Below are 25,431 nucleotides of genomic sequence, written 5' to 3'. Positions count from 1 at the left end.
TGCAAATTGACTGGAGCGCCATGAAAGAGCTACCAATGGCCTTCGGTAGCATTTCTCATGCAACGGCCAGCAAGCCGCTCTTCATCGCGCAATTCTTGATGCTGTTGTACAGGAAGTCGACGATTTCCTGCGCTTCTTCGACGGTTTTGTCGAAGACTGCAATCAACATCTTCTCCACGTCCTCGGCCGCATAGCCCACAGCCTGGAGGAAGATGGCGGCCTGCTTCCACGCAAGTTTGAAGGTGTCTCTGAGGATCTTGCCGATTTGCTCGATCCCTTCAATGCCCTTCAGGATGCCCTGATAGACGTATTCCAACCATTTCTTCGCGTCTTGGAACAATCCGACAAAGAACTGTTTGATCTTCTCCAGCAGGATGCCTGGGAGATTTTCCAGAGGACCGATGTCGACATCCAGGTCGAAGCTGGCGATGTCATGCGTGCTGCTGGCCAAGGTGAAGCTGAACGAGGCGTTGGCAAATATTCCCTGGCCTGTGGTGCCGAAGGCCAGGTCGGCATTGATGGTGTCGTCGATGCTCAGCGTGCCGAGTGGCCCAAGATCGATGGACTCGTTAATGCCGACGCTGGCCGAACCTTGTGCGTTGATTGAATCGATACCGTCGATATCGGCCTGTAGGTTGAAGGTCGAACCACCGAGGGTGGTGTCCTTGAGTTCAAAGTGACAATGGTCAGCTCGAATATCGATATCGATTTGCGGGCCGATACCCAGTAGATAAGCTTCACCGGAGATCATGAATGCGGGCGTTCGATAGGACGGTTGCGGGTTAGTGGCGTCCGAGAAGGTGCACAGCAGCACACTAGGGCCGCTCGAGCCCTGGGCACCCGTGAGCTTGAACAGCTTGTCATTGCCGATGACGATTGGCGCCATTTCGACATTGAAGGCGATGCCTTTTTGCGGCATGACCTCGACCTTGATCTGTTCTCGGATCCACAGAAACTGGATATCGGCAAAAATGTGGAAGCCCTGTGGGAACGTCAATGTGGCGATGCTGACTGGCTGAGGCACGACGTACAGTTGGGCTTCCAGGGACACCGAGATCTGCCCCCCGTTACGCTGCATTTCGTAGTGGTACATCGTGGAAAGATCGAGCAGGTACCAAATCTGGTCCGGTGTGTTCACAATCAACTGGATCTGGCCACTATCGGCGGGCAGGTCAACGCCACCGGCGGCGAACATCTCACGAATTTTAGCCAGGTCGTAATGGTTCAGGGCATCGTGGTAGGTCTGCCAGTCGCTGTCGAAGCTGTGCAATCGACCCACCGCTATCTGGGTGAGTACATCGCGCAGGAAACCGGGCAAGTCCGAGGCAGTAGCACCGGTCAACTCGTCAAAGACCTTGGCCAGGCTGAGGTCGCTGACAGCGCCGGCAACCATTGACTGGCTAGGTTGCACGGTGTCGATGAACACCGCCAAGGCGCTATCGATGTCGGCTATATCCAGTTCGGCGGCAAATCCGATCGAAGGTTCGCCTTCGAAGGAAATGCCAAGCTCGAACGCCAAGCTCTTGAGCTTGAATACCGAGAAGTCGAGGGTGCCGTTATCGTTTTCAACCACCATGTCGCCCGATACGAATGCGCCGTTTTCCACGACTGCCAAGCTGACATCGAAGCGCACCGGTTGCGACTCGAGGGTGGCGCGAGCGGTGGCGGTCAGATAGAACTCAACCTGTTCGGCCTGTATCTGAACGCCCAAGGCCCCGCTGAGCGTTACCGAACGATTGATCACCGTGCTGATATTTGCGAAAAGCCGTGCCTGGGTGCCGGCATCGGTGCCAATGAATATCCCCGCATTCAGGTTAGTGTCTGGCGAAATGGACAGCATCCTGGCCAGGTTTTGCAGGATCCTGTTTTGCTTCAATTGGGTCTGCGCGTAAAAGTAGAAGCCTTCCTGCAGTCCACCTGACCAGGCCGGAATAGTGATCTGTTTTGACTTGATCTGCGGATTTTGAAATAGGTCCAAAGCCGGAAAGGTGAAATCCGACTTCTTCAGCGTGGAAACGATCACCACCTGCTCGCCGGCAATGGGAAAGATATCCAGGAACGCCTGGATGGAAGCAAGTCCTGGCAGCGCCGACAGCTTGCACAGGGACAAGTCCAGGCCCAGAGCAAAGCCCCAGGTGCCTTGTTGGTCCAGGAGTTCGAAGGCCAGCGAGCCGGCGTTGGCAACCTGGGTTCCGAACGAAAGCTTGAATTGATCCTGGTTCTTGGTGATCAATAACGTCGAGTCGGTAAACGTCAAGTCGCCAAGCCCACTGGGCAGTACATCCTTGGCGTTGCATAACCAGCCGATCAGCCCGTTCAACGTGACTTGGGGCAGGGCACCCCGCAACGCTAGCCCCTGAGTGGGATCGTAAGACATGGCCAGCGTCAGGTTGTCGTCGAAGACCAGCCCGCCGGCAAACTGAGCCGAGGTCTTAGCGTTCGCCCCGAGCCCTTTTGACAAGCCGAATTGAATGTCCTCGATGGCCAGGTTGTGCGGGCCCAGTGGAATGACCCACCCTGGGGAGTCGGCCATTTCGGTGTAAAAGTTGTAGCCGGCCTGGGTATCGATGTTGACCGACAGCATGTCGATCGTCAGATCGGCCGGTGGCTGGATCGAAGGCAGGTATCGCGTGACCAGCGCCTGCAGCGGTAGCGTAACCGCGTCCTCCAGTTCGCCGGCAATGAAGAAATCAGGATAGCCGGCGCTAACGTTTACTTGGGCGGCATTACCGATCAGGAACAACGCATTTATCGAAGCACCCGGTGCAGGCTTGATAAAAGGCAGGGTGACATGGAACTCAACGGATATGGATTCGAGCAGAAACTCATCGCCCAGCAGTTTCCATTGAGCGTCCGGGATACCAACGGTCAGGTAGACATAGTCGACGCTAAGGCCGGTGCCCGACCCCGTCAGCGCGATCGCCGCGTCCAGCAACTGCAGCTTGCCGGCATCATGCAGGGCGTCTTGCAGTGGCCCCGGCAGGTAGTCGATTAGCGTCGAGGTGCCTGCCAGGTCCAGCAGGTCCGCCAGATTGCTCAGGGTGAAACCGCTGAATTCTCCGGTGATCACCAGCTTGCGAGTGCCCTTGGGAATCTTCGATGACAGCTCAACGGTCAGGCCGGCACTGGGTATCGTCAGCGCACCACTGATCGCCATGAATGGCTCATAGCTGGGGTTGGCCATCCACCATTTCGCACTCAAAGGACTGTAGACCGAGAAGATCGTCTGGGTAAGCGCAAGCTTTTCGGAAATGGAAACGTCGAGTCCCAGGTCCACGAACAGACTGATGCCCGGCGGCGAGTTTTGCTCTTTCCATGGGAAATTGTTAACGATCTCGCGCAACGGCGACACCTGCACGGACGGTTCGACGATGTTTCCGCCGATCGCGAAACGGTCGTTGACGTCCAGCAGATGTTCCAGCGCCAGCAGTACGCCTCTAAGCTCAACGATGCCGGCGAAACCGAGCCCTGCGTCCAGCGACACTGGCGTCTTGGTGGAGCCCAAGTCGATATCAACGACGGTGGCATCGGTCAGTGCATAGAACCATGCCGAGGTCAGCGTGAGATCGTCCAGCGCCGACGTCTGGGGAGCGGTGACACTGGAACTGAAGTCGAAGCTGACGGGCAGATCCGGGAAACTGTCGGAAAATTTCCAGTTTCGTCCTGTGCCAATCAAAGTGAACATCAACTGGACAGTGACGTCGCCGCTTTGCGGGTCGAGCACAAACGTGGCTGTTACGGGAGCGTTAGCCACTTGGCGAAAAAGCGAGGCGGTGCCGACGCGCTGCACTGTATTGCCGGCGTCGTCGGGACCGATGCTCGCATTGGAAATGGTCAACGGTTGATGGTCGAAAATGCGCCCGTAAAAGTCGGCGAATTTTGCGGTGGTCACCGTACTGGCAACGATGGTTGTCGTCCCGTCCAGCCCAATCTTGAGGTTCTCGCGAAGCGTTTGGATATCCATGGCCATTTCTTCATCAGAGAGCGAAGTTCGCTGGGGTTATTCTTCGAGAGTCATGACGATAGGCATGTGGTCGCTGATGATCTTGGCATTCTTCATTGCCAGTTGCAGCTGCATGCGGGTGACGATCATGAAGGTGAAGCTGTCCATGATTTCCTGGAGGACGACGTTGGGAACGCAGACCTTGAGTTCCCAATTGGAGGTGATGCCACGGATGAATATGTTGTCGTAGGCGCTTGCCAAAAAGGCGTCGTCAACATCGCCTTTCTGGATCATTTTCTGGCGATTGGCGATGTCATTGACGAACGATTTCAACGAGGTAAGGGTAGTTTTTTCGCCGTCGAATATACCGGAGAACTTCAGGCTGGTCAGAGGCGCATAGGTAGCGGCATTGGCTGTGTTGTAGTTGAAGTCGCCAGAGATCAAAAAGGCCGTGTTGCCCGTGTTGATCTCGATCTCTTCGCTGAGATTTGCCAGCAACTGGATGGTCGCATCTTTCTTGTGATACTTGGGTTGGGGGGCATGCCAGAGCAGGCAGTTGAGTTCCTTGGGCTTGCCTGCGGTTCTGGCCTGCATGTTCCAGAACAATGGATTACGGTCAGCGAAAATCACCTTGGTGCTGGTGGCGACGGCCATGTTGCTGACGCTGACGTTTGCATCGTCCCAAAGCAACGCGTACTTGTCGGCGCGCCGGGCGAACGTATGGGCGACTTCAATATTTCGCTGCGACACCTCGTATTTCCACTTGCTGCCTGAGCCTACAAGCTTCTTGCGATCATTGATGGCCTGGACCAGCACTTGCACCGCTTGCTCACCCGTGCCGAGCGTCACTTCCATGACGCCGATGACGTTGGCCTGCATCTCGTCGATCAGCACGGCGATCCAGGCCGCGACGTTGACGTTGCGAAAGACGTCCTTGGCGCATTTCTTCGAGGACAGGCTTTCAATATTCCATGACATGTAATCGGCAATTTCCGGCATGGACGTTCACTCCATGTGAAGGCGATTTCGGTATCCCGGCGGTGTCAATGCTGGTTCCGCCGGGATATCGTTCAGCTGGCGGTGACGCTGGCGGTACCTGTCAGCAGGACCTGATTGCCCACGCCTGTGATGTTCAGGTTCTCAGGCGTCACCTGCAGAGTGAAACCTTCGAAATTGCCGCTCAGATCCGGAATTTGCAGCAGGGTCTGGGCCAACTGGCCTTGGATCGTTTCCTGGATCTGACCTCCTACCACATCGTTGAGGATCGCCAGGGTAATGGAGGAGATCACACCACCGCCCAACGTTGCCATCCACGCCCAGAAATTGGAGGGCGTGATGTTGACCGATGGGCGAGAAACACTGCCGCCGTTTATACGGATGTTACGTTGCGCATCCACCATCACCTGCAGCGTCGCGGTGACTGGGCTGATTGATATATCCCAGTCTGCCGGGCCCAAGCTGTAGCTACCGCTCAAGTTGAGCGTCAGCGTCAGGTTACCGTTGTTGACCGAAGCGCTGTAACTGTTGAGATGCACGACGGCACCGCTGGCCGAATAGGTCTTCTGTACTGTGCTCCACCACAGATTGGCGACGACCTGTTGGATCAGCGGCTCGGTGAGTACCAGGTTGAAGCCGCCATTGGATGGCGGTTGCTTTTGGCTGATCGCCACCGGCGAGAACAATCCGCCGGCCGCATAGGCGTTGCCGCCATCGATCAACAGGGCGTATCCGGCAAAGGTGATACCGTTGACGGGCCCCAGCGGTATGGCGATGGCGGATATCAGGCTGTTCACCCGGCTGGCGATATCACTCTTCAAGGCGTCCAGGATTTCGTTCACAAACGGATCATCGGTGACAAAGTTGATATCGGTCACTGATAGACGCACCACACCGTTGCCATCTACTGTGGCCCGTGCACTGGCATTGGCACCGACTGTGCTGCTGGTGGGGTCCCCGCCGGCCACGGTCACGGACAGCTCCACCGGCATGCTGACCATGAAAGTTTGACCGCTACCGCTGGCGGCCAAACTGAATGTCGGTGGTGCAGATACGCTCCAGGTCAAACTCGCGTTCGCGTCGGGGATGTTTGCGGTGTCGCTCAGCTTGGGCGCGATGGTGGGAAAAATGGATTCACTGGCGTTGTTCAATAACGATTGCGAAAGGCCCGCGATGAAATCGGTGGACATGGTCGAAACTCCTTTTTCAATCAGATAGTGGCCAAGGCCTTGCGGGCTTCCGTGGTGGCGACCTGCGACAGGCTGGCGAGCAGATTGGGGTTGGAGAGCTGGCCGTTGAGCGCGGCGATGAGCTTCGTCTGGTTGGCGTCCTCATTGAGCAGTTGGTTGATGGTGGCTTTAAAGACGGTCGCCAGATCGATATCGATCGTTATGTTGCCATTGCCGACGACCGGATTGACCGACAACGCGCTGAAGTTGACGACTGCGGTATCGAGCTGTCCATCCACCGCCTCGGTAGCACTGAAGACCCCGGTCAGGTCATCGACGTGGTTGATGGTCAGGCTGAAAGTACCCGGTGGCATGTCGACGTGGTTCAGGTTGACGTGCAATTCGCCATTGGCCTGGATCTGGTTGGGTACGGCGGGGGGGCGTTGGTACCCATCCTGTGTATTGGGCTGTTTGCCATGGAAGGTCACGGTGCTGCCGTCGACGACGATCTCGGGGTCGGTTCCATTGTCGAGCTTCACCTGGCTGTTGCTCAGTCCGAGGATATGCAGTTTCTTGATAACGATGTCGATCGGAATCTTTTCGATCGTGAATGAGCCCAGGTCCACTTCGGCGATGGTCAGTGGGTCCAGGGCGCTACCGTCTGGGTTGTAGAGAATCGAGGACAGGTAGAAGTCGGAGGTGGGCGTCAATAGCATGTTTTCCAGCAATTGGACGAGTTGACTGTCGGACATGATGTTCTCCTAACTGTTGAGTTGGTTGAGGATGGCTTTACGCGCGATCTGGCTGAACTCTTCCGATAGCTGCGGCGCCTGGGCGCTGAGCGCATTGTTCAGCGCTTTGGCGATCTGTGACTGGACTTCGGGTTTCTGGAACAAGCGGCCGATGATCTGCTCCAGTGAGACATCGTGAGGCGTCAGCGTCACCGACACATCTATCTGGGCACTGTCCAGGCTTGCGCTGATATCGCTGATCGTGAGCGTCAAGGCATTCACATCGGCGCCTGATGGGGTGATCGTCAGCGAGCTTTGCAGGTTGACCACAGTCGCGGTCAGGGTGCCCTGCAGTAGGACTGGCTTGAGGCCCTGCTGGGTCAGCGAGAACCCGGCGTTCACGGTGAGCGGCGGTGCCGGTGGAACGGGCAGGCTGACCGTCGGGCCCGGGCGGTCGAGCTGCCGTACCGGCCCCTCTGCCAGAGCGCCGAAATTGAGCGTGGCGGCAATCCGCGGAGTGCTGAGCTTAACCGCCGACAGCGGTGCCTGAGCGTTGGAACCGCCCGAAAGCGTCAGTTTGGTCAACTGGATGTTGGTGTACTTCAGCCCCCCATACGTCTGATCGGGTATGTCGATCTGAGGATTGGAATAAGGCTCCAGCACCGGATCCGACGAGCACGCGAGTTGCCACGGGAGATACCAGTTACTGTTCGCTTCGTTCAGCGCCACGCGTGTGCGATCGAACAGGAACAGGTCCACGGGCGAGGCCGCGTCCTGGCCACTGTCGTCATTGGGCAGGCCTTGGGCAGGGAGGGGGCCGAACACACTGGACATGAGGTTCTCGGCCTGTGTGCCGAGCATGTCGTTGACGCTTTGCAGGTTGGAGGGCAAATTCAACATGCTGCTTAACGCGCCGACCATGGCTGCCTGGCCTTGGGAAGCGCTGAGCGCCTGCCTGATCAACTCAATCAGCTCATCTTTGCCCGTCAGGTCGCCATCCAGCGTGAGTTGCGTGAAGTTCAGCGTGATGGAACCGCCCTTGACGTTGGTGATTTTCAGGTCGCTCACCCCGATGGCCAGGGAACGGGTTGCGGCGCTGCCTTCGATGGTCACGCTGACCTGCGCGTTCAACATGCATTCACTGAACGCGACAGTGAACGCACCGGTGCCGATGATGTCAGTGGTCGAGGTGTCGGGAGCGTCCCCGATCAGGAGCGACTGGTCGATGCGATAGTTGCCAGACATCGTCAGCGGCGGCAAATGTGTCTGCCCCGAGGGGCCGTTATAGTAATTGAACAGCAATGGCAGGGTGATGGAGTAGCCTTGGCCCGTGAGTGTGGAGGACGACGGATTAACGAAGATGTTTTGCAAACCGTCCACCAGGACTGCAGACAGACTCAGGTACGGATACGGTTTTTGGGGATCGGGCACGGCGTCTTCGTCGTTCATCAGTGACCATACGTTGGCGAACCGCTGGGCGATATAGTTGCCATTGTCGCCGGTCAGATAGCCCAGATCCTGCTCGTCGGCATGCACCGGCAGCACCGGATTTCCATCCCCCCCTTGCATCTCCGCCAGTTGCTTGGGCAGCCATAGCTTTGCATTGTCCGGGTCGTTGAGGCACGGTTGCAGCGTGTCGAGAAAAAAACTCATCAAGGTGCTCATGGGTGCTCCGTCAGGTGCAGGGTCAGCCGTTCAATGGGCGGTCAACGACGTGTAGTGCCAGTTCCTCCAGTGCGTCGCGATAGCGGCCTGGAGGAAATGGCTCGAGATAGAACAGCGCCTGCAAGGCTTCGCGCCGGGCAGCCGCGTAGGCCTTGTCGATACAGCCACAATCACGCAAGTCGTCCAATGCATCGCCCAAACGATGCCCCGTCAATGGCGTGCCTTCGCGCAGCGATTGGCTGATTGCATGTGTCGGGCCGAGCGTCTCCATCGCATAGATCAGCGGCAGCGACAGTCGACCCAGTAACAGGTCGATACCTGACTGCTTGCCCGCCGAACTTTCGTACTCCACCACATCGAGCACGTCGTCCATGATCTGGAACGCACGACCCAAGGCGCGCCCGAAGAAGCCACCGCGGCGGGCATCACGGCTACGCCCACCGGCCAGATCGATACCCCCCTGGCAGGCCAACCGAAACAAGACTGCGGTCTTGCGGTCGATGGTCTGGTAATAGCGCGCCAGGCGTGCATCGTGATCCTCGGGCAAGGTCCGGTCCAATTCGTCCAACTCGCCTCGGCAGATATCGAACGCGGTATCCAACACCAACCGCACCAAGGTCATGTCGCGCTCGGTATCCACGGCGGTGGCGAACCCGCGAAGCGCCTGTACGAATTGCAGATCGCCGATCAGCAGCGCGGTCTTGCTGCCGCGAGCCGCCGACACCGATGGCAGTCCGCGTCGCAGCTGAGCCTCATCGACGATGTCGTCGTGGATCAAGGTGGCCACATGCAGCATCTCCAGCGATGCCGCGCCTTTGTAGACCTTGTCGGGCAGAGGCCCATTCTGCGCGATGAGCCGCGCCGACAGGAGCATGACCAAGGGGCGTATCTTTTTACCGCCGGCAAACATCTGCCGTTCCACGTCGGTGAGGTAGGGCGCCTGCGGTTCCAACGCCAGCTCCACTTCCTGCCGGAAACGCACGAGGTCTTCGGCCAGCAGTTCTTCACTGATGCGCGCGTACACTGATGCCGACGATGCTGTCGGCTGTTGCGCGATGACTACAGCAATGGAGTCGCTTGCCGACATCATGCCTCCTGGCTGGCGAGCATTCGCAGTACGCGAGTCAGTTGGCTGGCAATGCGGTCTTCGAGGATGCCTCGGATGAAGTTGGCGCTGCCCAGGCGCGAGCGACCGACCTCACCGGCCTGGCCCTGCCACTGCGCGCTGTCAAGGTCTAGAGCCGGCACGCTCAAATTGCTGCGTTGCAGTTTGAGCGTCAGCGCGCCATCGGGCTGCTCGCTGAGGGCGAAGACGAAGCGGCTTTGCGCGAGCGAACTGGAGAAGGGTCCGCTATGCAGGGGCAAGCGGCGCTTGGGGTCGTGCAGACGCAATGATTCGGCATAGATGGACTGCACACGCGCCTGAGTCTCGGCGTCCATGATGAAACCGTGCTGGGCGCATAGATCCAGGTCGGTATCGTCATGGCTATTTTCGAGGATCCGTGACAACGCGCTTTCCAGGCCCTGGGTCTGCAACAGGAAGTTTGCCTGATTCGCAGGCGAGGCTTTATCGACAGCGCTATAGACAGCCTGGGCGGTCATAGGCACCACATTCTGCTGGGTGTTTTGGGTGGCGTTGGCAACTTGCGTCTGAAAAGTCAGCGCGGCCGTCGCGGCCTCGGGGTAGGGGTGATAACAGGCGCCGTAGAGATTGAGTTGTTGCGCTAACGCGTTCTCATTGTAGGACTGCGACGTCGTACCAAAGGACTTGTCCGTGATCGCTGGATTGACCGGCATGCCCGGTGTATCCAACGCCTGGGACGTATAGTCGGACATCTGCTCGGTGGCGCCATCGCCTATCCAGAGCTTGCGCAAACGTGCATTGGTAGTGAAGACAGCGTTGTAGGCGTCGTTGTGTTGGTTGAACATATCCAGCAGGGAGCGGCCGTTTGCAGTCTGATTCAACTGGGTACGCTGATCGTTGGCTTGCTGCAGCTGGTCATACTGTTTCTCGGTGATAGTCGGTGGATCGGTATCATCAACAGTACTCGCACCCACGGCAAAGCTTGCCAGCGGCGCCATCAATCCACCGGTATCCAATTGCACCTTCGCACTTTCCAGGCCAAACAGTTCGTAGGTTCCGTTCAGTTGCATCGGCGCCAGGGTCACCACGATACGGCGGGGATCATGGTCGGGAACGATGGATAACAACGTCACTGGCGACACCGAGATGTCGTTCAATGCCAGCAGTAATTCGCCACCGTTGGAATTGCTGGGAATGTCCACATGGCTGGCCAACGGATAGGGGCCACAAGCCGATACCGAAAATTGTTGGGGCAGGGTAGCGGCCAAGGAAGCTGTGCCGGAGGCAGCCGTCAATTTCGGCAGGAAGTCGTCGATAGTAGGCATGCGATGCGCTCTCGTAGGCAGATCAGACGCTGGTAGAGGGGAGATTGGTGATCGCCAGCGTCGCGACGATTTTCAACATCGGGCTATCGCCGATGTTGACGCTACCCAAGGTCAGAGCGCTGGGGGCGATGCGGATACCATTGGTATCGTAGTTGGGCACTGAGCCGATGGACTCGACTTTGCCTTGCAACGCGTCCTTGGGTTTGTCCTTGACCTCTGCGGCGATGAGGGTCGCAATGGGATAGGCAACCGCGGACAGAATCTTCTGGACCAGGTTTCCTGTCGGCGTCAATTTAAACGTCAGCGACGGTACCGACGTTATCGTCGCGCTGATAGCGACGCCATCGACTGCCACGGTCAGATCGATTTCGGCGGGCGAAGGACTGATGGAAACATCGTAATCAAACATGCTCGACATGGGCGTTGCTCCGGCAAGGAATTTGAGGGTTACAGCAGGGCCGCACCGAGGGCACAACCTGCCGCCGCCAGGGCCATGCCTGCCGCAGTGAGGGTGGCCTGCGCGTTGAGCGAAGCGCTCAACTGGGCATTGATGGTCAAGGGGGCCACCTGCTTGACTGTGGCCGAGAGCGAGGAGATCGAGCCGTTGTAGCTCCAATCGGCCAGTTTCTTGAAGTCGCCGCTGTCGGAGAACGGATACCCCTGGTAAGGCTTCAAGAAAACAGCCATTGCCGCGTTGATCAGCGTATTGCTGGCGATCACGAACACCGGATCGGTGGGCCAGGTTACTCCGTCGATATCCAGCGCATTGGTGTTGGTGGTCAGCGTCGTCGCACCGAGCAAATAGCTTGCAGTGAGTTGCAGCTGTACAGGGTTGAGTGTCACCCCGTTCCAATCGAGGTTGGGCAGGTGCACGAGGGCCAGCATCTGATTAGCAGAGGTGAATATCTGCGGCAACAGCATCAGGTTGAATATGGCTATGTCCCACGCGGAGAATTTGCTCTCGTCCAATGACACTGCCACCAAGTCGAGTGCCAGTGTTCCCGGCGTAAAGGTGAGCGTGGCGTAGACCACTACGCTCGGGGCGGTACCGCCTACCGCGGGCGCAGTGCCCAGCGTGTAGCTGGCCGTCAGCATCGGCAAGGTGAGTTGGACCATTGGCAAACTGGGCAAAGGGATGCTCTGGGAACCATTGGTTTCGCCGTTCGGCGCAAGCGCGGCATTCCAGATAGCCGGGGAGGGAGGACCGAAAGCAAGGCTAGGCGCAGCACCGACATCCCAAGTCAGCGTCACTGCTCCGAGGTCTGGCAGGGTTTTGGGCAGGCTGCCCTTGAATGGGTCATTAGTGCTGGGGGCGTTCTGGTAATACTCGCCCAACAAGGTGTTGAGCTCCGTCACGCTGATGCCTGCGGCAGCGTCGAAATTGGTCATCCCTGTACCTTCCTGATGTCTGTGAGAATCCATCTCACACTCGAATGTAGCAGGTTTTTAAAAGTCCACCTTTTTTCTTAAAAATTTGTTTAAGAGGCGTCGGTTCGGCCAGATATAAGAAATGCCAGCGCTTATCGATACCTCTGGCACCCGCCCATTTCGCAAGAAACCGTAGCGGGACACTCCGGCTTCTTGCGCGACGATTCACCTCCCGGTCTACATAAGCATATTGCGCGAATGCCGTGCGCTCGCCGGCCTGGATGAACGTCTGGATAGTGCGGTCGGTGTGCAGGCGGGCACCGATGGGGCGGTTGCTACTTGCGAATCAGGGCTATGACGTATTCGCACACTTGCGCTGTGGCGTTTTCGAACGTGCAGGCTTCTTCAGGCAACCCCAATTGCAAGCAGTCGCCTTGCTCCAGGATGTAGGTGGTGGTGCCCTTGGTAAACGTCAGCGTGCCTTGCGTGGCCCACACCTGCTGATGAAGGAACGCATAGGCCGTGGCCGGGTAGCTGATACGCACGCCCGCAGGCAGTTGCACACTGATGAGCTCCAATGGCCAACCCTCCCGCGGGGAGACTTGCTGGCGCGCGTAGCCAGTTTCCGGGTCGACCCAACGCGGTTGCTCCGCCGCCCTTGACAGAAGTCCCGAGCGTCCCTCGGCTCGATGCAACAGGGTGGAGAGGGGCAAGCCGAAAGCTCCCGACAACCGGCCCAGGATCGTCGACGTCGGGCTGACTTGTGCGTTTTCAATTTTGCTGATCATTGCCTTCGATACGCCGGATAGCTGGGCGAGCTCGCCGATGGACCATTCCCGCGCGGCTCGCTCGGCTTTGATGGTGAATGCGATGTCAATGGGTTGATTGTTCACTATAGAAGACTTCCAAATCGGGGTGATTTAATTTGAGCTTAGCGCCCGACATGCATCTTGCTGGTGCAAAAAAAGATAATGCTCTATTTTTGTGCGATAAAATATTACCAACTCATAATCAATTGATTCTAAATGGAATTAATATCACGATTTTCATGTTTAAAAATAAATCTATTGTTCGGAACGCCTTCGATTAAAAGTATCAATTTGTTTGCGTGAATTGCTTGTTTACTATCTGAAACGCGCAGCGACATTCCGTCGCGGCCATCCAAGCTACCTTATCGTATTTGGGGGGATCTATGCCGGCTCAGCAAATGGAACAAGGCTGTCTCACGGGTGAGCAAATCATTCATTCGATTAAAGGAATGATCACGGCTTCGGGGATCAACACCAATGCGTTCTATAAAACCTTTCGACAGGCCCCGCTGCCCAAGGCAACGCTGAAGAAAGTGTTCCAGCAGTACTTTTATTACATTCGTACGTTCCCCCAGATCCTGGCGGGTACCTCGCACCGCACCGACAGCGAAGTGATTCGGATGAAGCTGGCGCGCACGGTCGTGTCCGAGCTGGGCGATGGGGTAGGCGAGGCACACTTCATCATGTTCGAGCGTGTACTTGCCGGCGTTGGCATCACGTTGGATGACTGGAAGAAGGTTGAATATATTCCCGAAGCCAGTGAGTTGGTCGATGGCCTGCGTCGAATTTTCCTCGAGGGTTCGACAGAGCATGCCATTGGTGCTCATTACGTTATCGAAGAGTTCGGCTTTCCGATGATCGCCAACCTGTACGAAGGCTTCCGCCTCTACAGCGGGTGGAAACACGAAGACTTCACCTATTTCTATCTGCACATGCTGGTAGAAACCGATCATGTGCAATGGATCAGTGACGCGGTCATGGAGGCGGCCCGGGACACTGACAACGGCAACAATATTCTGGAGGGCGCTGCCGATGTACTGAACTTGTTGACCCGTTTCTGGCAAGGACTCAACCGAATAGCCACTCACGCCTGACCAATCAATACAAGGGGGCGGGAAGTCATGGATGATTTGACATTGATTGGTCGAGTGGCGCCCTTCAGGGATGCCAGTGCACATGCAGCATCCTCAGGAGCGTTGAACCTTTCGCAAGGGCTTCCTGAACCCCTGTTTGACAATGCCATGAATGCGGCGTTGGCCCGCCAGGTCAGGGCGGGCTGGCAGTACGCCGACCCACGCGGCGAAATGATTTTGCGCGAAAGCATTGCGGCCCACAGTGCCGGCTATGCGCCCGACAGTGAAGTGCTGGTGACCAGTGGCTGTACCGAGGCCTTGTACTTGGCCCTGTACGCAGCGTCCACGCAGTACGGCAGCCGGGTCGCGTTCTTTGAGCCTTTTTATCCCTATTACCCAGGAATGGCCACGTTGCTGGGGTTGGAGTTTGTTGCAGTGCCGTTGTCGGTAGGGGAGCCGATCGGCCCCGATTGGGCACTGCTCGAACAGCAGTTGCGCGCGGGTGTTCGCATACTGCTGCTCAATACGCCCCATAACCCGACAGGGTGGTGCATGTCCGCTGATGATTGGCAGCACCTGGTGGCGCTGGCAAAAAACCATGATTTCATGGTGATTGTCGACGAAGCCTATCGTCACTATCAGTACGACGCTGACACACCGGCGCGCTACCCCAGCCAGCAGATTCCCATGATGGTGGCAGGCAGCGCTTCAAAGTTGTTGTCCATGACGGGCGTGCGAATCGGCTGGTTATGCGCGCAGGCAACCTTCATGGAGCGAGCCTATGCCCACCACCTCTACCTGAGCTATTGCCAACCCACCCCCATACAGGCGGCCGTTGCTGTTTTGCTCGATGAGTTGACCGTCGGGCGACTGGATAGCTTGCGTGAGCACTACAAGCACAAACGCGATCGCCTGGCAGGTGCGCTGAGGGCTGCCAGGCTGGATGTCCGGTTACCGGCGGGCGGCCATTACATCATGGCCGACTATTCACGGCGGGCGCCTTTATTGTCCCCCGTTGAATTCAGTCAACACCTGGCCGCTCGTTGCGGTGTCATGCCATTGCCCGCGACGCCCTTCTACCAGGGGCCATGCCCCACCTATGTCCGGTTTTCTTTCTCGGTAGCCAAACCCATTGTTGATCAAGCCTGTGTCCGCCTGGAGGGTTTTTGAAATGGAGCAGCATGTGTTCGACGTCATTGTCGTAGGCGGCGGTCCCGCAGGGCTTGGCGAGTGTATCCGGCTGATTGATCTGGGCCTGAAAGTCGCTGTCATCAGCGATGTATTCGGGGGGTGCATGGGCATGATGGGCGATCATCCATTGCAGTCCTACTGCAATGAACTGGAGATCGAAGGCGCGCCCTATCCCTTGCAAAGGTTCATGCGCAAGTTGTGCGTCAGCCCCACCGGTGAGGAATACGCAGCCTACATCCGTAGTAACTTCGAAGCCTTGCAATTGACCAAGATCCAGCAACGGGTGGTCACCGTCAGCAAGGTCCAGGGGCTGTTCGAGGTGAGCCTGGCCCCGGGTTCCCAGCATCGTTCCTTGCGTGCACAGCAGATTATCCTGGCAACCGGGATTCGCCCGAAGGCGCCGCCCTTCGAAATGCCCAGTGCCCATTGGTTCAATTGCTTTGACGTCTATCAAATGGTTGCGCGGGGCCAGGCCCATCGTTTCCTGCAGCAAGATGTGGTCATCTTCGGCAGTGGTAACAGTGCGTTCCAGATCGCACTGCTCCTGGCGCCGTTCGCCCGCAATGTGTCGATCCTGATCAAATCCTATCTGGGGCTGTATCCCCAAGAGACCGATGATCGCTTTGCCCTCAGGTCCCTGAGCCAGCGCACGCTGGAAATGATTGCCAAGACTTCGTCCAGTTCCTTTCAAGGGCCGCTCAACAGCGCCAGCAGCACGGGCCGGGCCAATATCTGGCTACATGCCTACAACAGCATTCGCCAGGATGGCGACAAGGTCGTCATGGACCTTCCGGCGTCACTCAACGGCCATCCGCTGCTCCAGGCTTCCTGTCGCAAGGCTCAAGAGGCGGGCCGATTGGTCGTCGCCCAGGCATTCGACGGGCATGAGTTGCATTTGGATGTGTCGGCGAAGGAGCAATGCCTTGTTTCGGCCATCGGCGTCACCGCACAACTGCCCGCCACCGACTGGCCGCAACTGCTCAACCAGCAAACCGGCTTTACCTGCCACCAGGATGGGAAAAGCCCTGTCGCAGGCCTGTATTTCGCGGGTGCTGCCTCAGGTTATGCGTCGATCAACACGATGGTGCCGGCAGCTGCAGAAATGAGTGCCGCCATATCGCTGCGAGAAGGACTGCGGTCATGGGCGTGAGGATGTTCCAGCCGCTACGCCTGGACATTGGCGACGTGCTCGGGCAGTCGGCAGCGGCGCTCAAGCAGGCCATCGCCCAGGCCAAGGTACTGGTCATCGCCAACCAGGACGTCAGCGTCGCCCCTTATGTGCAGTTGATGCGCAGGCTGGGCTCGCCTGTCCATCATGTGTTGGCCAAGTACTGCCTCGAGGATTATCGGGAAGTGCTGACTGTGACCAATCTCCATCGGGACGGCCAGGCCTTGGGCGTGCATGAAGGAGGAGGGTATTGGCACACCGACATGTCGTACAAATCGGCGAACACGGTGTTCACGTCACTGCTGTCGGTACGTGTACCCGACCAACACGGCGAGACCCAATTCATCGATTGTGTCGCAGGCCTGCAGCAGGTTCGCCAGTGGCTGGAAAGCCCAGGTTGCCCGCCGTACCTGAAAGGTCTCGACCTGGAAAACCTGCGGGTTCACCACCGCTTTGGCAATCGCGACGCGCTGCGCAATGCCGATGCCGCGGTGCAACAGCTCAATTCCCAGGAGGCTGGCGCACTGGAAAACACCGTGGTCCACCCCCTGGTGTACCAACACCCGCTCGCTTGCACGGCGTCGCTGTATGCACCGGCTGCAACGGCCATGCAAATAGAAGGGGTAACGCCTGCACTGTCCCATCGCATTCTCGACAGTCTGGTCGACTTCCTTGTCCAGCACGCACCGCGCTATCGGCATGCCTACCGCCCAGGCGACATCGTCATCTGGGACAACCTCTCAACGCTGCATAAAGGTCCGCCAATACCCAAAAGTGAAGGGGGCGCCGATGCGCGCCTTCTCTATCGCATGAACGTCGACTTCCAGTGAGGCACTACCATGATCCAGACCATCGTTTTCCTGACGCCCCATTACCTTAACTTTGCCTCCGAGAAGGCGTTGCAGACGCTGGGTCGAGATTGCCGGACAGTGCTGATCGCCTATCATGCCGACGTCCTGCCGCCCGCGCTCGAGCGTAATGTCTCACAGGTTGTGCGCGTCGATGCCGACCTGCAGCGCAACATCCGTCCGCTGCTGGACCACGACCAATGTCGCAGCATCATCAGCGATGAGCTGCGAGCCGTGCAGGGCAATACTTCGTCATTGCGCATTTTCTGCCAGGAAGAGTGCCACGTTGAGCTGGCGGCTCAGTTGCGCGAGGAGTTCGGATTAGAGGGTGATACACAGGCGATCGTGGCGAACTTTCGCGACAAAGTGCTGATGAAACACGCGGTCAGCCAGAAGGGGATACGCATTCCCGAGTTTGTGCCACTGGATCACGTACGGCTATCGGCTGAGCCGCAGGCTTACTACGCCGAGCTGACGGCGCGATTGGGCTTGCCCCTGGTCCTGAAGCCGGTGAACGCAGCGGGCAGTTTCGAGGTGTCGATCATTCGCAACGAGGCCGAATTCATCAAGGCCCGCGAACAAGTGCTGGCCTCGCCGTATCATTTTGATTACGAGGTGGACGAGTTCATTGACGGCGACATGTTCCAATGCGACTCGTTTGTGGTCGACGGTCAAATCCGCTACTGCGGTGTGCTGGAACTGGGTTGCACCAACTTTGACTTTGTCCAGGGCAAGCCCTTGAGCGTGATTCCCGTGGCCGACCCCACGCTCAAGGCGACCCTGGAGGCATTCAATCGGGACGTGATTGCGGCCCTGAACTTTCGCAACGGTTCGACGCACCACGAGGTCTTCGTGGACCGCAAGCGCGGTTATCCGGTGTTCCTGGAAATTGCCGCACGCGTACCTGGCGGCATCGGGGTGCCGTACCACGAGAAAAACAGCGACATCAACCTGATCGACGCCAATCTCTACCTCACAGCCGGCGTCGCAGCTCTCGATGACATCAAGCCCAACGAGAAGAACAACGTGGTGTCCGCCTTGTTACCCTTGCGCAAAGGCCGGATCAGCCAGCTCAACGAGCCCCCCATTTCCAGTATCTACGACATCGACTGGCGGGTCGCCCCCGGAATGGTGGTGGACTCCCGGTCCCTGGCCGATACCGCCGGCATCCTGACTTTGTATAACACCGATCCAAAGGTACTTCGCGCCGACTTCGAGGCTTTGCAGCACTACGTACCGACCCAGGTGGAAGTGCTGGAGCCGGGAACCGCTTGATCGATCAGGTAGGGCGCCAAGCACAGGTTTTTCTCAAGGAGCAGGCATGAAGACAGGAATACTCGGTGCCGTCAGCATGGCGGTCTACTGCATCTCGACGGCGCTCTCGGCCGTCTGGGTCATGGTGGCGTTCACCCGTATCAGTGGGGCGGCGTTGACATTCATTACCTTCCTGATGGCCTGGGCGGTATTTTTCCTGGTGCATACCTTGCGGGGTCATGACCCGTTTCGCCTGCTACGCGAGGAGTGGCGAGGCGTACTGCTGCTCAATGTGCTGACGTTGTTCAGTTGGTGGTTGATGTTCATGGCATTGCAGCGCATCGAGGCGTCGGTGGAGTCGGCCATCTATCAGGGCTGGATGCCGCTGGTGGTGGTGGTCTGTGAAATGCTGGTGGCGCGCTCCTCGGTCAGTCGTTCCCGCTGGCTGGGCGCGCTGCTGATCCTGCTGTCGCTGATGGCGTTGGTCCTTATGCGTCTCGCGCTTGGGGTCACGGCCCAGGTAAGCCTGGTCAACTTGCATGAGGGCATCGCCCTGGCGAGTGTTGCCGGGATCACTGGCGGGATCTATGTGTTCTGCTCGGCTCGACTGAACCGCGACAGCAAGTACAGCGCCATGGATATCCTGTGCGTCAGGTTCTTCCTGCTATTGATCGTCACAGGGTGGGTCGGCCGGGAAAATCTGCACCAACTGCTCACGCTGGATACCGCCATGCTCGGCCAGTTGATCAAGCTGGCGTTTGTCAGCGTGCTGATTCCGGTGTTTACCCTGCAATTTGCCATTCAGCACCTGGGAGGTGGGCGGGTGTCCATTCTCACGCCTTGCGTGCCGGTCATTGCCTTGGCCGCCGAGTTCGTGCTCTCCACCTGGCATAGTCCTTGGGTTCCCGTCCTGGTTACGGTGGTGTGCGTGGCGGTGTTGTTGTCCAACGTCTGGTTTTCGCGAGACAGGCGCGTTGTTCATTCAGGGCCTATGCCTGTTGCCCTTCAAAAATAGACTTCTGTTTGCTGGAGCATCCCATGACTCTTTCCTTGGCCTTTGCGCAGGGGGCGGCAGACGCTTGCTCGAATGACGACCGCAGCGTACTGGCACGCACATTGGAAATCGCACGAACCTTGATCGGTTTCCCTTCGGTCAGCGACCGCTCCAATCTGGACCTTATCGAATGGGTGAGCGGGTACCTGCACGGTTTCGGGGTACAGGCCCAGATTCTACCGGACGCCTCCGGGCGCAAGGCGAACCTGTTTGCCAGCCTTGGACCGCCACGCCCCGGGGGCATCATCCTGTCCGGACATACTGACGTGGTGCCGGTAGCGGGCCAGGCTTGGGCGCAGGATCCGTTCAGCGCTTATCTGGATCAGGATCGGCTCTACGGTCGTGGCAGTTCGGACATGAAGGGGTTCATCGCCGTGGTGCTGGCGATGGTTCCCGAGCTGATGGCCTCTGCACGACAAAGCTTTCACCTGGCCTTGTCCTATGACGAAGAAGTGGGTGCGATGGGGGCGAAACATCTGGCCCCGTTCATCACCCAGGCGCAGCTGGAGCCCGCCGGTTGCATTGTCGGCGAGCCGACTTCAATGGCGTTGGTGATCGGCCACAAGGGGCGTCACGAAATCAATTGCTGTGTCCATGGCAAGGTGGCGCACTCCTCGTTGCCGAACGAGGGGGTCAACGCTATCGACTATGCCGCACGGGTACAGATGCAGCTTCAGCACGTGGCCAGGCGACTTTCACAGGGGCCGTTGGACAGCGGGTTTGATGTCCCGTACACCACCGTCCAGGTCTGCCGGGTCAATGGCGGTGTCGCTGGCAATGTCATTCCCGGTCAATGCAGCTTTGACTTCGAGATTCGCTACCTGCCCGGATGTGATGCCGAGCAACTGCTGGTACAGATCAAGGACGACGCCAAGCAGGCCATGCACAGTGAGACGGATGATCGCGCTTGGGCGGCGTCCATCGAGTTTTCCCACACGTTGCATACTCCGGGGTTGGATGAGAAGGGCAACCAGGCATTCGCGCAGTGGGTCCGCGAGGCTAGCTCAATGGCCCATGGCCGACAGCGAGTGGCGTACAGCACCGAGGCCGGACTGTTTCAGGCCGCAGGGATCCCCACGATCGTCTGCGGCCCAGGGAGCATCAAGCAAGCGCACAAAGTGAACGAGTATGTGGACTTGGCCCAGCTCAAGGCCTGTGAACAGTTCCTGCGCCGCCTGGCACGTTGTGAGCCATTGCCGCCAATTCCCGCAGGGGCTGCGCAATGAGCGCCACAGCCTTGGATAGCCAGGGGCGCGAACGCAGGAAACTGGTGCTGGCGGTGAGCGTGGGCGCCGCACTGGAATGGTTCGACTTCACCCTGTTTGCGATCTTCTCCTTGCAGATTGCCGCAGCGTTCTTTCCGGCTTCCGACCCACTGATGTCGTTGCTCGCGTCCTACCTGGCGCTCGCCGTCGGCTTCGTGGCCCGACCGTTGGGCGCGCTGCTGATGGGGCGCTATGCCGATCGCCAGGGGCGCAAGGCCGCGCTGACGCTGTCCATCATGCTGATGGGCGCCGGGACCCTGATCATCGCCGTATGCCCGACCTACCAAACCATCGGTTGGTGGGCACCGCTGAGCGTTGTCGTCGCGCGCATATTGCAGGGGGTTGCAGCAGGAGGAGAGATCGGTGGCGCGCTGGCCTATCTTGTCGAGACAGCACCGGCGGACCGCCGCGCGCTATTTGCGTCCAGCCAACAAGTGGCGCAAGCCGGATCATTCCTGCTATGCGGTTTAAGTGCGAGTCTATTGTCGAGCGCGCTGACGCCCGCCCAGTTGGATGAATGGGGTTGGCGCGTGCCCTATGTCTTCGGACTGCTGGTCGTGGTCGCAGGCTTGAAAATTCGCCGCAGTCTCGAGGAAAGCGAGCCGCTGCGCCGCTTTCTCGATAATCAAGATAAGCACGCGATGGCCGGGAAGGGGCCTAGCCTTCGCCCCTATCTGCCCAACCTCGTGATGGGGGTGTTGATCGTCGTGCTCTGGACGGTCGCGACACAATTGATCAATTTCATCCCGACCTATGCATCGATGGTGCTTGAGCTTCCGCGCAACAAGGCCTACCTGGGGTTGGTGCTGGTCGGCCTCATCACGCTGCTGTGTCCGTTAACGGCACTGCTGTCGGACCGTATCGGGCGCTACACCGTGATGCTCATCGGTGCCGTGGGGGTCGCGCTCTGTGCCTACCCAGGGTTCGTATGGCTGAACAACAGTCCCAGTCTCCCGACGCTGATCATCTTCCAATGCGCGCTGGCAGTGTTGATGGTGCTTTACACCGGGCCGGCTGCGGCGGCCTTGGCAGAGCTGTTTCCGGTGCAGGTCAGGGCCTTGGGTGTCTCGCTGGCCTACGCCTTATCGGTGACCCTCTTCGGCAGTGCCACGCCTGCGCTGATTACCCTGATCTACCGCCAGAGCGGAGATGCCCTGGCGGCGGCCCACTGGTTGTTTGCGGCGGCCTGCCTGAGTGCGATACCGCTGGCCTGGGTAAGCCTGTCGAAATACCGGGCAAGCGCCACCCCGGCGCTGACGGCAGAGCATGAGACTTGAGTGACGTTGATTCACCCTGTTCATTGAACGCGCTTCGCAAACCCGTACTGCCTGGCAGACCCCACCACCGCCAACGTCAGCAGCAGGAGAACGACCAGGACCGGCGCAAACGCCACCACCCCCAGATGATCGAGCAGAATGCCGCCGACGATCCCGCCGCCGGCAATGGCGAGGTTCCAGGCCGTGACCAGCATTGACTGGGCCAGATCCGCCGCGTCTCCGGCAGTCTTGGCGATGGCCGTCTGGAACAGCGTCCCAGCCCCTCCGAAAGCGATTCCCCAGGCAGCCACGGCGATATACACCGCCGCAGGCCTGTCGCTCATTGCCCCGAGCATCATGGCCGAAAGGGCGAACAACACCGTACCTGCGAGCGTCAACGCCCGCAGATGGCGATCGATCAGCACGCCGACGACCCAGATCCCCAGCAACGATGCGACGCCAAAGACCAGCAGGACCAGATCCGTTCGCTCGCCCAGGCCTGCCGCCGTCAAAAACGGAGCGATATAGGTAAAGAGAATGTTGTGCGCCAGGACAAAAGCCAGTACCACGAACAACACCGAACGAACACCCGGCAGGGTGAAGACCTGGCCCAGGGCAAGACGTTTGCTGGAGGCCTGCCCGGGAAAGTCAGGCACCTTGAGTCGTACCCAGACCATCAAGGCCACGGCGAACAGGCTCATGAGGGCGAAGCTCATTCGCCAGCCGACCAGATTGCCGAGCAGCGTGCCAGCCGGGACGCCCAGGGATAACGCCAAGGGCGCGCCCACCATGGCGATTGCAATCGCTCGACCTTTCTGGCTTTCGGGCACCATGCGGGCGGCATAACCGGCCAACAAGGCCCACAGCAGCCCGGCCGATACGCCCCCCAGCAAGCGCGCGACAATGGTCAAGCCATAATGGGTAGAAAACGTCGTGACGGTATTGGCAACGGCGAAACCGGCGATGGCCATCAGCAACAGCTTTCTGCGTCGCATGCCTTGGGTCGCGGCGGTCAATGGAATGGCCGCCAGCAAGGAACCGATCGCGTAGACCGTGACCAACTGGCCGGCGAGGGCTTCGGAGATCGCCAGCCCTTCGCTGATCTGTGAAAGAAGACCGGCGGGCAAGGCTTCGGTGAGGATGGTCACGAATGCCGCCAGCGCGAGGGCAAACAGTGATCCGATAGGGAGCGGCGCGGTGTCCGGGACAACCTCGGCATCGGCGTCGATATGGGTATTGGCAATCGTCATGTGTCACCTGCCTGGAACGCTTCTGACCCGCCGGATAGCGGCGTCAATCGCAGATTGATAAGTGCCGACTACGGTAAGTGCCCCTCCTTGGCGAGACAAGAATGCTAGAGTGCGCAACACATCGGAAAAAATGTCCGCAATTGGAGCCTGGCGTGGAATCACTGAGCGGGATTGATTTTTTTGTTCGCGCGGCCGAAACCCGTAGCTTTTCAGAGGCGGGCAGGGCGCTGGGCATTTCGTCTTCGGCAGTGGGCAAAAGCGTCGCCCGGCTCGAGGCACGGCTGGGTGTGCGGCTGTTTCATCGCAGCACGCGCAGTATCACGCTGACGGCGGAAGGGACGCTTTTCCTCGAGCGTTGCCGGCGTATTCTCTGCGAAGTCGAAGCGGCCGAACTGGAACTGTCGCAAACCCGCCAAGCGCCACGGGGCAAACTGCGGGTGAGTTTGCCGCTGGTTGCAGATTTGGTCATGCCGACGCTGATGGCCTTCATGCGCCGCTACCCCAGTATCGAACTGGACCTGGATTTCTCCGACAGGCTGGTGGACATCATCGAGGAAGGTTTCGATGTCGTCGTTCGGACTGGAGAACCGAACGACTCCCGGCTGATGTCCCGTCCGTTGGGCACGTTCAAGCTCGTCGTGATCGGTTCGCCCCGGTACCTCGCCGAACACGGCACGCCGCAGGTGCCGGCGGATCTGCTGCGCCATGCCTGCCTGCTCTACAAGTTTCCCAGTACGGGCAGGATGCAAGTCTGGCCGGTAAACGGGGACGGTGAGCCGGAACTCAACCTGCCGGCGACCCTGGTCTGCAACACCACCGAGGCGTTGCTGTACGTCGTGCGCGATGCATTGGGGATTGCCTGCGTGCCGGACTTCACCGTGCGCGACTCCATCGCCAGCGGTGAACTGGTCACCGTCCTCGACGACTTCAATCGGCATCAAAGCACCTTCCGTATGCTCTGGCCCTCAAGCAAACACCTGGCGCCGAAACTGCGGGTGTTCATTGATTTCATGAGCAGTGAGTTGTTCAAGTGACCGGACCACCGCAATCGCGAGCACCCACAAGGGAAAGGTGCTGGCCACGGATTCAGATCAAGGGGCCTTGTTCTCCACCAGGCAGTTTCCGCCATCCACCACGATAACTTCCCCCGTGAGGTAGCTCGCCTCTGAAGACGCCAGGAAAGCCACCAGTGCAGCGACTTCTTCAGGACGTCCGGCGCGGCCCATCGGCGTGTAACCGGCCGCTTTGGCTTCCTCTGGAGTGGTCGATCCTGTGGTGATCCAGCCTGGAGCGACGCTATTCACCGTGATCCCTTGCTGGGCGACTTCCAGCGCCAGGCTCATGCTCATTCCGACCATCGCGGCCTTCGCGGCGCTGTAAGCCGCTTCACCGGGGTTACTGCAGCGGGTGCCGGTCGTGGAACTGATGTTGACGATGCGCCCATAACGACGCGCCCGCATGCCGGGCAGAACTGCCCGTGTAAGAAGAAAGGCCGTGGTCAGGTTTCGCGCCAACGTCAGGTTCCAGGTGTGCAGATCCATGCTTGCCACGTCGGAAAAAAACTCCGGGCTGCCTTGCATCGCCATGCCCGCGTTGTTGACCAGAATATCGATCTGCCCCCAGACGGACTCCGCCCATGCCATAAACTCACGTACCTGGTTTTCATCGGTAAGATCGAGGGCCCGTCCTTCGACTTCGAACCCTTCGGCGCGCAGTTCTGCGACTCGATCGTTGATGCGTGCACTGCTGGCGGTGACGATCAGTCTGGCGCCTGCAGTACCCAGTCTGCGCGCGATCGCCATGCCGATTCCGATCTCACTTCCAACCCCACTGATGAGTGCCACAGGGTTCTGTCCAGTTGCGTTTGGCATGGCGTCTCCAGAGGTTTAGCGATTGCTTGGTGGTCCGAGTCCTATATATAACCTGATCAATCCTTGAATGCCGCCGTCACTCCAACAAACTTTGCCACCTACCTCCGCCCC

At 58.7% G+C, this 25,431-nt stretch carries 21 protein-coding genes; 9 read left to right on the top strand and 12 right to left on the bottom strand.

The window, feature by feature from the left end:
* Positions 1-55: 55 nt before the first annotated feature.
* From BLT00_RS06385 to BLT00_RS06340, 10 genes are all read right to left on the bottom strand, one after another.
* Positions 56-3,964, bottom strand: coding sequence for a hypothetical protein (locus BLT00_RS06385; RefSeq protein ID WP_092143536.1), 3,909 nt, complete (start codon positions 3,962-3,964; stop codon positions 56-58).
* A gap of 36 nt (positions 3,965-4,000) precedes the next feature.
* Positions 4,001-4,942 carry an exonuclease/endonuclease/phosphatase family protein gene (locus BLT00_RS06380; RefSeq protein ID WP_092143533.1) on the bottom strand — a complete coding sequence of 314 codons (942 nt, stop codon included), beginning with the start codon at positions 4,940-4,942 and terminating at the stop codon, positions 4,001-4,003.
* Positions 4,943-5,013: 71 nt separating this feature from the next.
* Positions 5,014-6,129 carry a hypothetical protein gene (locus BLT00_RS06375; protein ID WP_092143530.1) on the bottom strand — a complete coding sequence of 372 codons (1,116 nt, stop codon included), beginning with the start codon at positions 6,127-6,129 and terminating at the stop codon, positions 5,014-5,016.
* Positions 6,130-6,149: 20 nt separating this feature from the next.
* Positions 6,150-6,860 (bottom strand): hypothetical protein, encoded by a 711-nt coding sequence (locus tag BLT00_RS06370; RefSeq protein ID WP_092143527.1) that lies wholly within the window; start codon positions 6,858-6,860, stop codon positions 6,150-6,152.
* A 9-nt stretch (positions 6,861-6,869) separates the two neighbouring features.
* Positions 6,870-8,504 carry a hypothetical protein gene (locus BLT00_RS06365; RefSeq protein ID WP_092143524.1) on the bottom strand — a complete coding sequence of 545 codons (1,635 nt, stop codon included), beginning with the start codon at positions 8,502-8,504 and terminating at the stop codon, positions 6,870-6,872.
* Between the two features lie 22 nt (positions 8,505-8,526).
* The gene (locus BLT00_RS06360; RefSeq protein ID WP_106215856.1) at positions 8,527-9,591 is read right to left on the bottom strand and encodes a polyprenyl synthetase family protein; all 1,065 of its coding nucleotides are present in this window, start codon (positions 9,589-9,591) and stop codon (positions 8,527-8,529) included.
* Entirely contained in the window at positions 9,591-10,913 is a 1,323-nt protein-coding gene (locus BLT00_RS06355; protein WP_092143521.1) for a hypothetical protein, read from the bottom strand. The genes BLT00_RS06360 and BLT00_RS06355 overlap by 1 nt, the downstream gene beginning before the upstream one ends.
* A gap of 22 nt (positions 10,914-10,935) precedes the next feature.
* Positions 10,936-11,331, bottom strand: a complete 396-nt coding sequence (locus BLT00_RS06350; protein ID WP_092143518.1) for a hypothetical protein — start codon at positions 11,329-11,331, stop codon at positions 10,936-10,938.
* Positions 11,332-11,360: 29 nt separating this feature from the next.
* Entirely contained in the window at positions 11,361-12,302 is a 942-nt protein-coding gene (locus BLT00_RS06345; protein ID WP_092143515.1) for a hypothetical protein, read from the bottom strand.
* A 314-nt stretch (positions 12,303-12,616) separates the two neighbouring features.
* Entirely contained in the window at positions 12,617-13,174 is a 558-nt protein-coding gene (locus BLT00_RS06340; RefSeq protein WP_086936583.1) for a helix-turn-helix domain-containing protein, read from the bottom strand.
* A 365-nt stretch (positions 13,175-13,539) separates the two neighbouring features.
* Here BLT00_RS06340 and BLT00_RS06335 point away from each other — a divergent pair, with 365 nt between their 5' ends.
* The 8 genes from BLT00_RS06335 to BLT00_RS06300 are packed head-to-tail and all read left to right on the top strand — an operon-like array spanning position 13,540 to position 22,220.
* Positions 13,540-14,184 carry an iron-containing redox enzyme family protein gene (locus BLT00_RS06335; protein WP_238992595.1) on the top strand — a complete coding sequence of 215 codons (645 nt, stop codon included), beginning with the start codon at positions 13,540-13,542 and terminating at the stop codon, positions 14,182-14,184.
* A gap of 27 nt (positions 14,185-14,211) precedes the next feature.
* Positions 14,212-15,333 carry a pyridoxal phosphate-dependent aminotransferase gene (locus BLT00_RS06330; RefSeq protein WP_092143509.1) on the top strand — a complete coding sequence of 374 codons (1,122 nt, stop codon included), beginning with the start codon at positions 14,212-14,214 and terminating at the stop codon, positions 15,331-15,333.
* 13 nt (positions 15,334-15,346) lie between these two features.
* Entirely contained in the window at positions 15,347-16,504 is a 1,158-nt protein-coding gene (locus BLT00_RS06325; RefSeq protein ID WP_175456211.1) for an NAD(P)/FAD-dependent oxidoreductase, read from the top strand.
* Positions 16,495-17,352, top strand: coding sequence for a TauD/TfdA dioxygenase family protein (locus BLT00_RS06320; RefSeq protein ID WP_092143503.1), 858 nt, complete (start codon positions 16,495-16,497; stop codon positions 17,350-17,352). The genes BLT00_RS06325 and BLT00_RS06320 overlap by 10 nt, the downstream gene beginning before the upstream one ends.
* 9 nt (positions 17,353-17,361) lie before the next feature.
* Entirely contained in the window at positions 17,362-18,645 is a 1,284-nt protein-coding gene (locus BLT00_RS06315) for an ATP-grasp domain-containing protein (RefSeq protein ID WP_092143500.1), read from the top strand.
* 46 nt (positions 18,646-18,691) lie between these two features.
* The gene (locus BLT00_RS06310) at positions 18,692-19,639 is read left to right on the top strand and encodes an EamA family transporter (RefSeq protein ID WP_092143497.1); all 948 of its coding nucleotides are present in this window, start codon (positions 18,692-18,694) and stop codon (positions 19,637-19,639) included.
* 23 nt (positions 19,640-19,662) lie between these two features.
* Positions 19,663-20,904, top strand: a complete 1,242-nt coding sequence (gene argE / locus BLT00_RS06305; protein WP_092143494.1) for an acetylornithine deacetylase — start codon at positions 19,663-19,665, stop codon at positions 20,902-20,904.
* A complete protein-coding gene (locus BLT00_RS06300) occupies positions 20,901-22,220 on the top strand; it encodes an MFS transporter (RefSeq protein ID WP_092143491.1) in 1,320 nt (439 codons plus the stop codon). Before argE ends, BLT00_RS06300 begins: the two co-directional genes overlap by 4 nt.
* Positions 22,221-22,240: 20 nt before the next feature.
* Here BLT00_RS06300 and BLT00_RS06295 read toward each other — a convergent pair whose 3' ends face one another.
* Positions 22,241-23,449 carry an MFS transporter gene (locus BLT00_RS06295; RefSeq protein ID WP_092143488.1) on the bottom strand — a complete coding sequence of 403 codons (1,209 nt, stop codon included), beginning with the start codon at positions 23,447-23,449 and terminating at the stop codon, positions 22,241-22,243.
* 152 nt (positions 23,450-23,601) lie between these two features.
* Between BLT00_RS06295 and BLT00_RS06290 the strand changes: the two genes are divergently transcribed.
* Positions 23,602-24,483 (top strand): LysR family transcriptional regulator, encoded by an 882-nt coding sequence (locus BLT00_RS06290; protein ID WP_092143485.1) that lies wholly within the window; start codon positions 23,602-23,604, stop codon positions 24,481-24,483.
* Positions 24,484-24,540: 57 nt separating this feature from the next.
* On the opposite strand, the gene BLT00_RS06285 is transcribed toward BLT00_RS06290, so the two are convergent.
* A complete protein-coding gene (locus BLT00_RS06285) occupies positions 24,541-25,320 on the bottom strand; it encodes an SDR family NAD(P)-dependent oxidoreductase (protein WP_092143482.1) in 780 nt (259 codons plus the stop codon).
* Positions 25,321-25,431: the final 111 nt, after the last annotated feature.

It is taken from the genome of Pseudomonas sp. NFACC51 (genome assembly GCF_900103575.1).
Taxonomy (GTDB): domain Bacteria; phylum Pseudomonadota; class Gammaproteobacteria; order Pseudomonadales; family Pseudomonadaceae; genus Aquipseudomonas; species Aquipseudomonas fluorescens_Q.
Note: the sequence above shows the minus strand (reverse complement) of the source record. Positions and strands in the feature narration are given on the sequence as shown.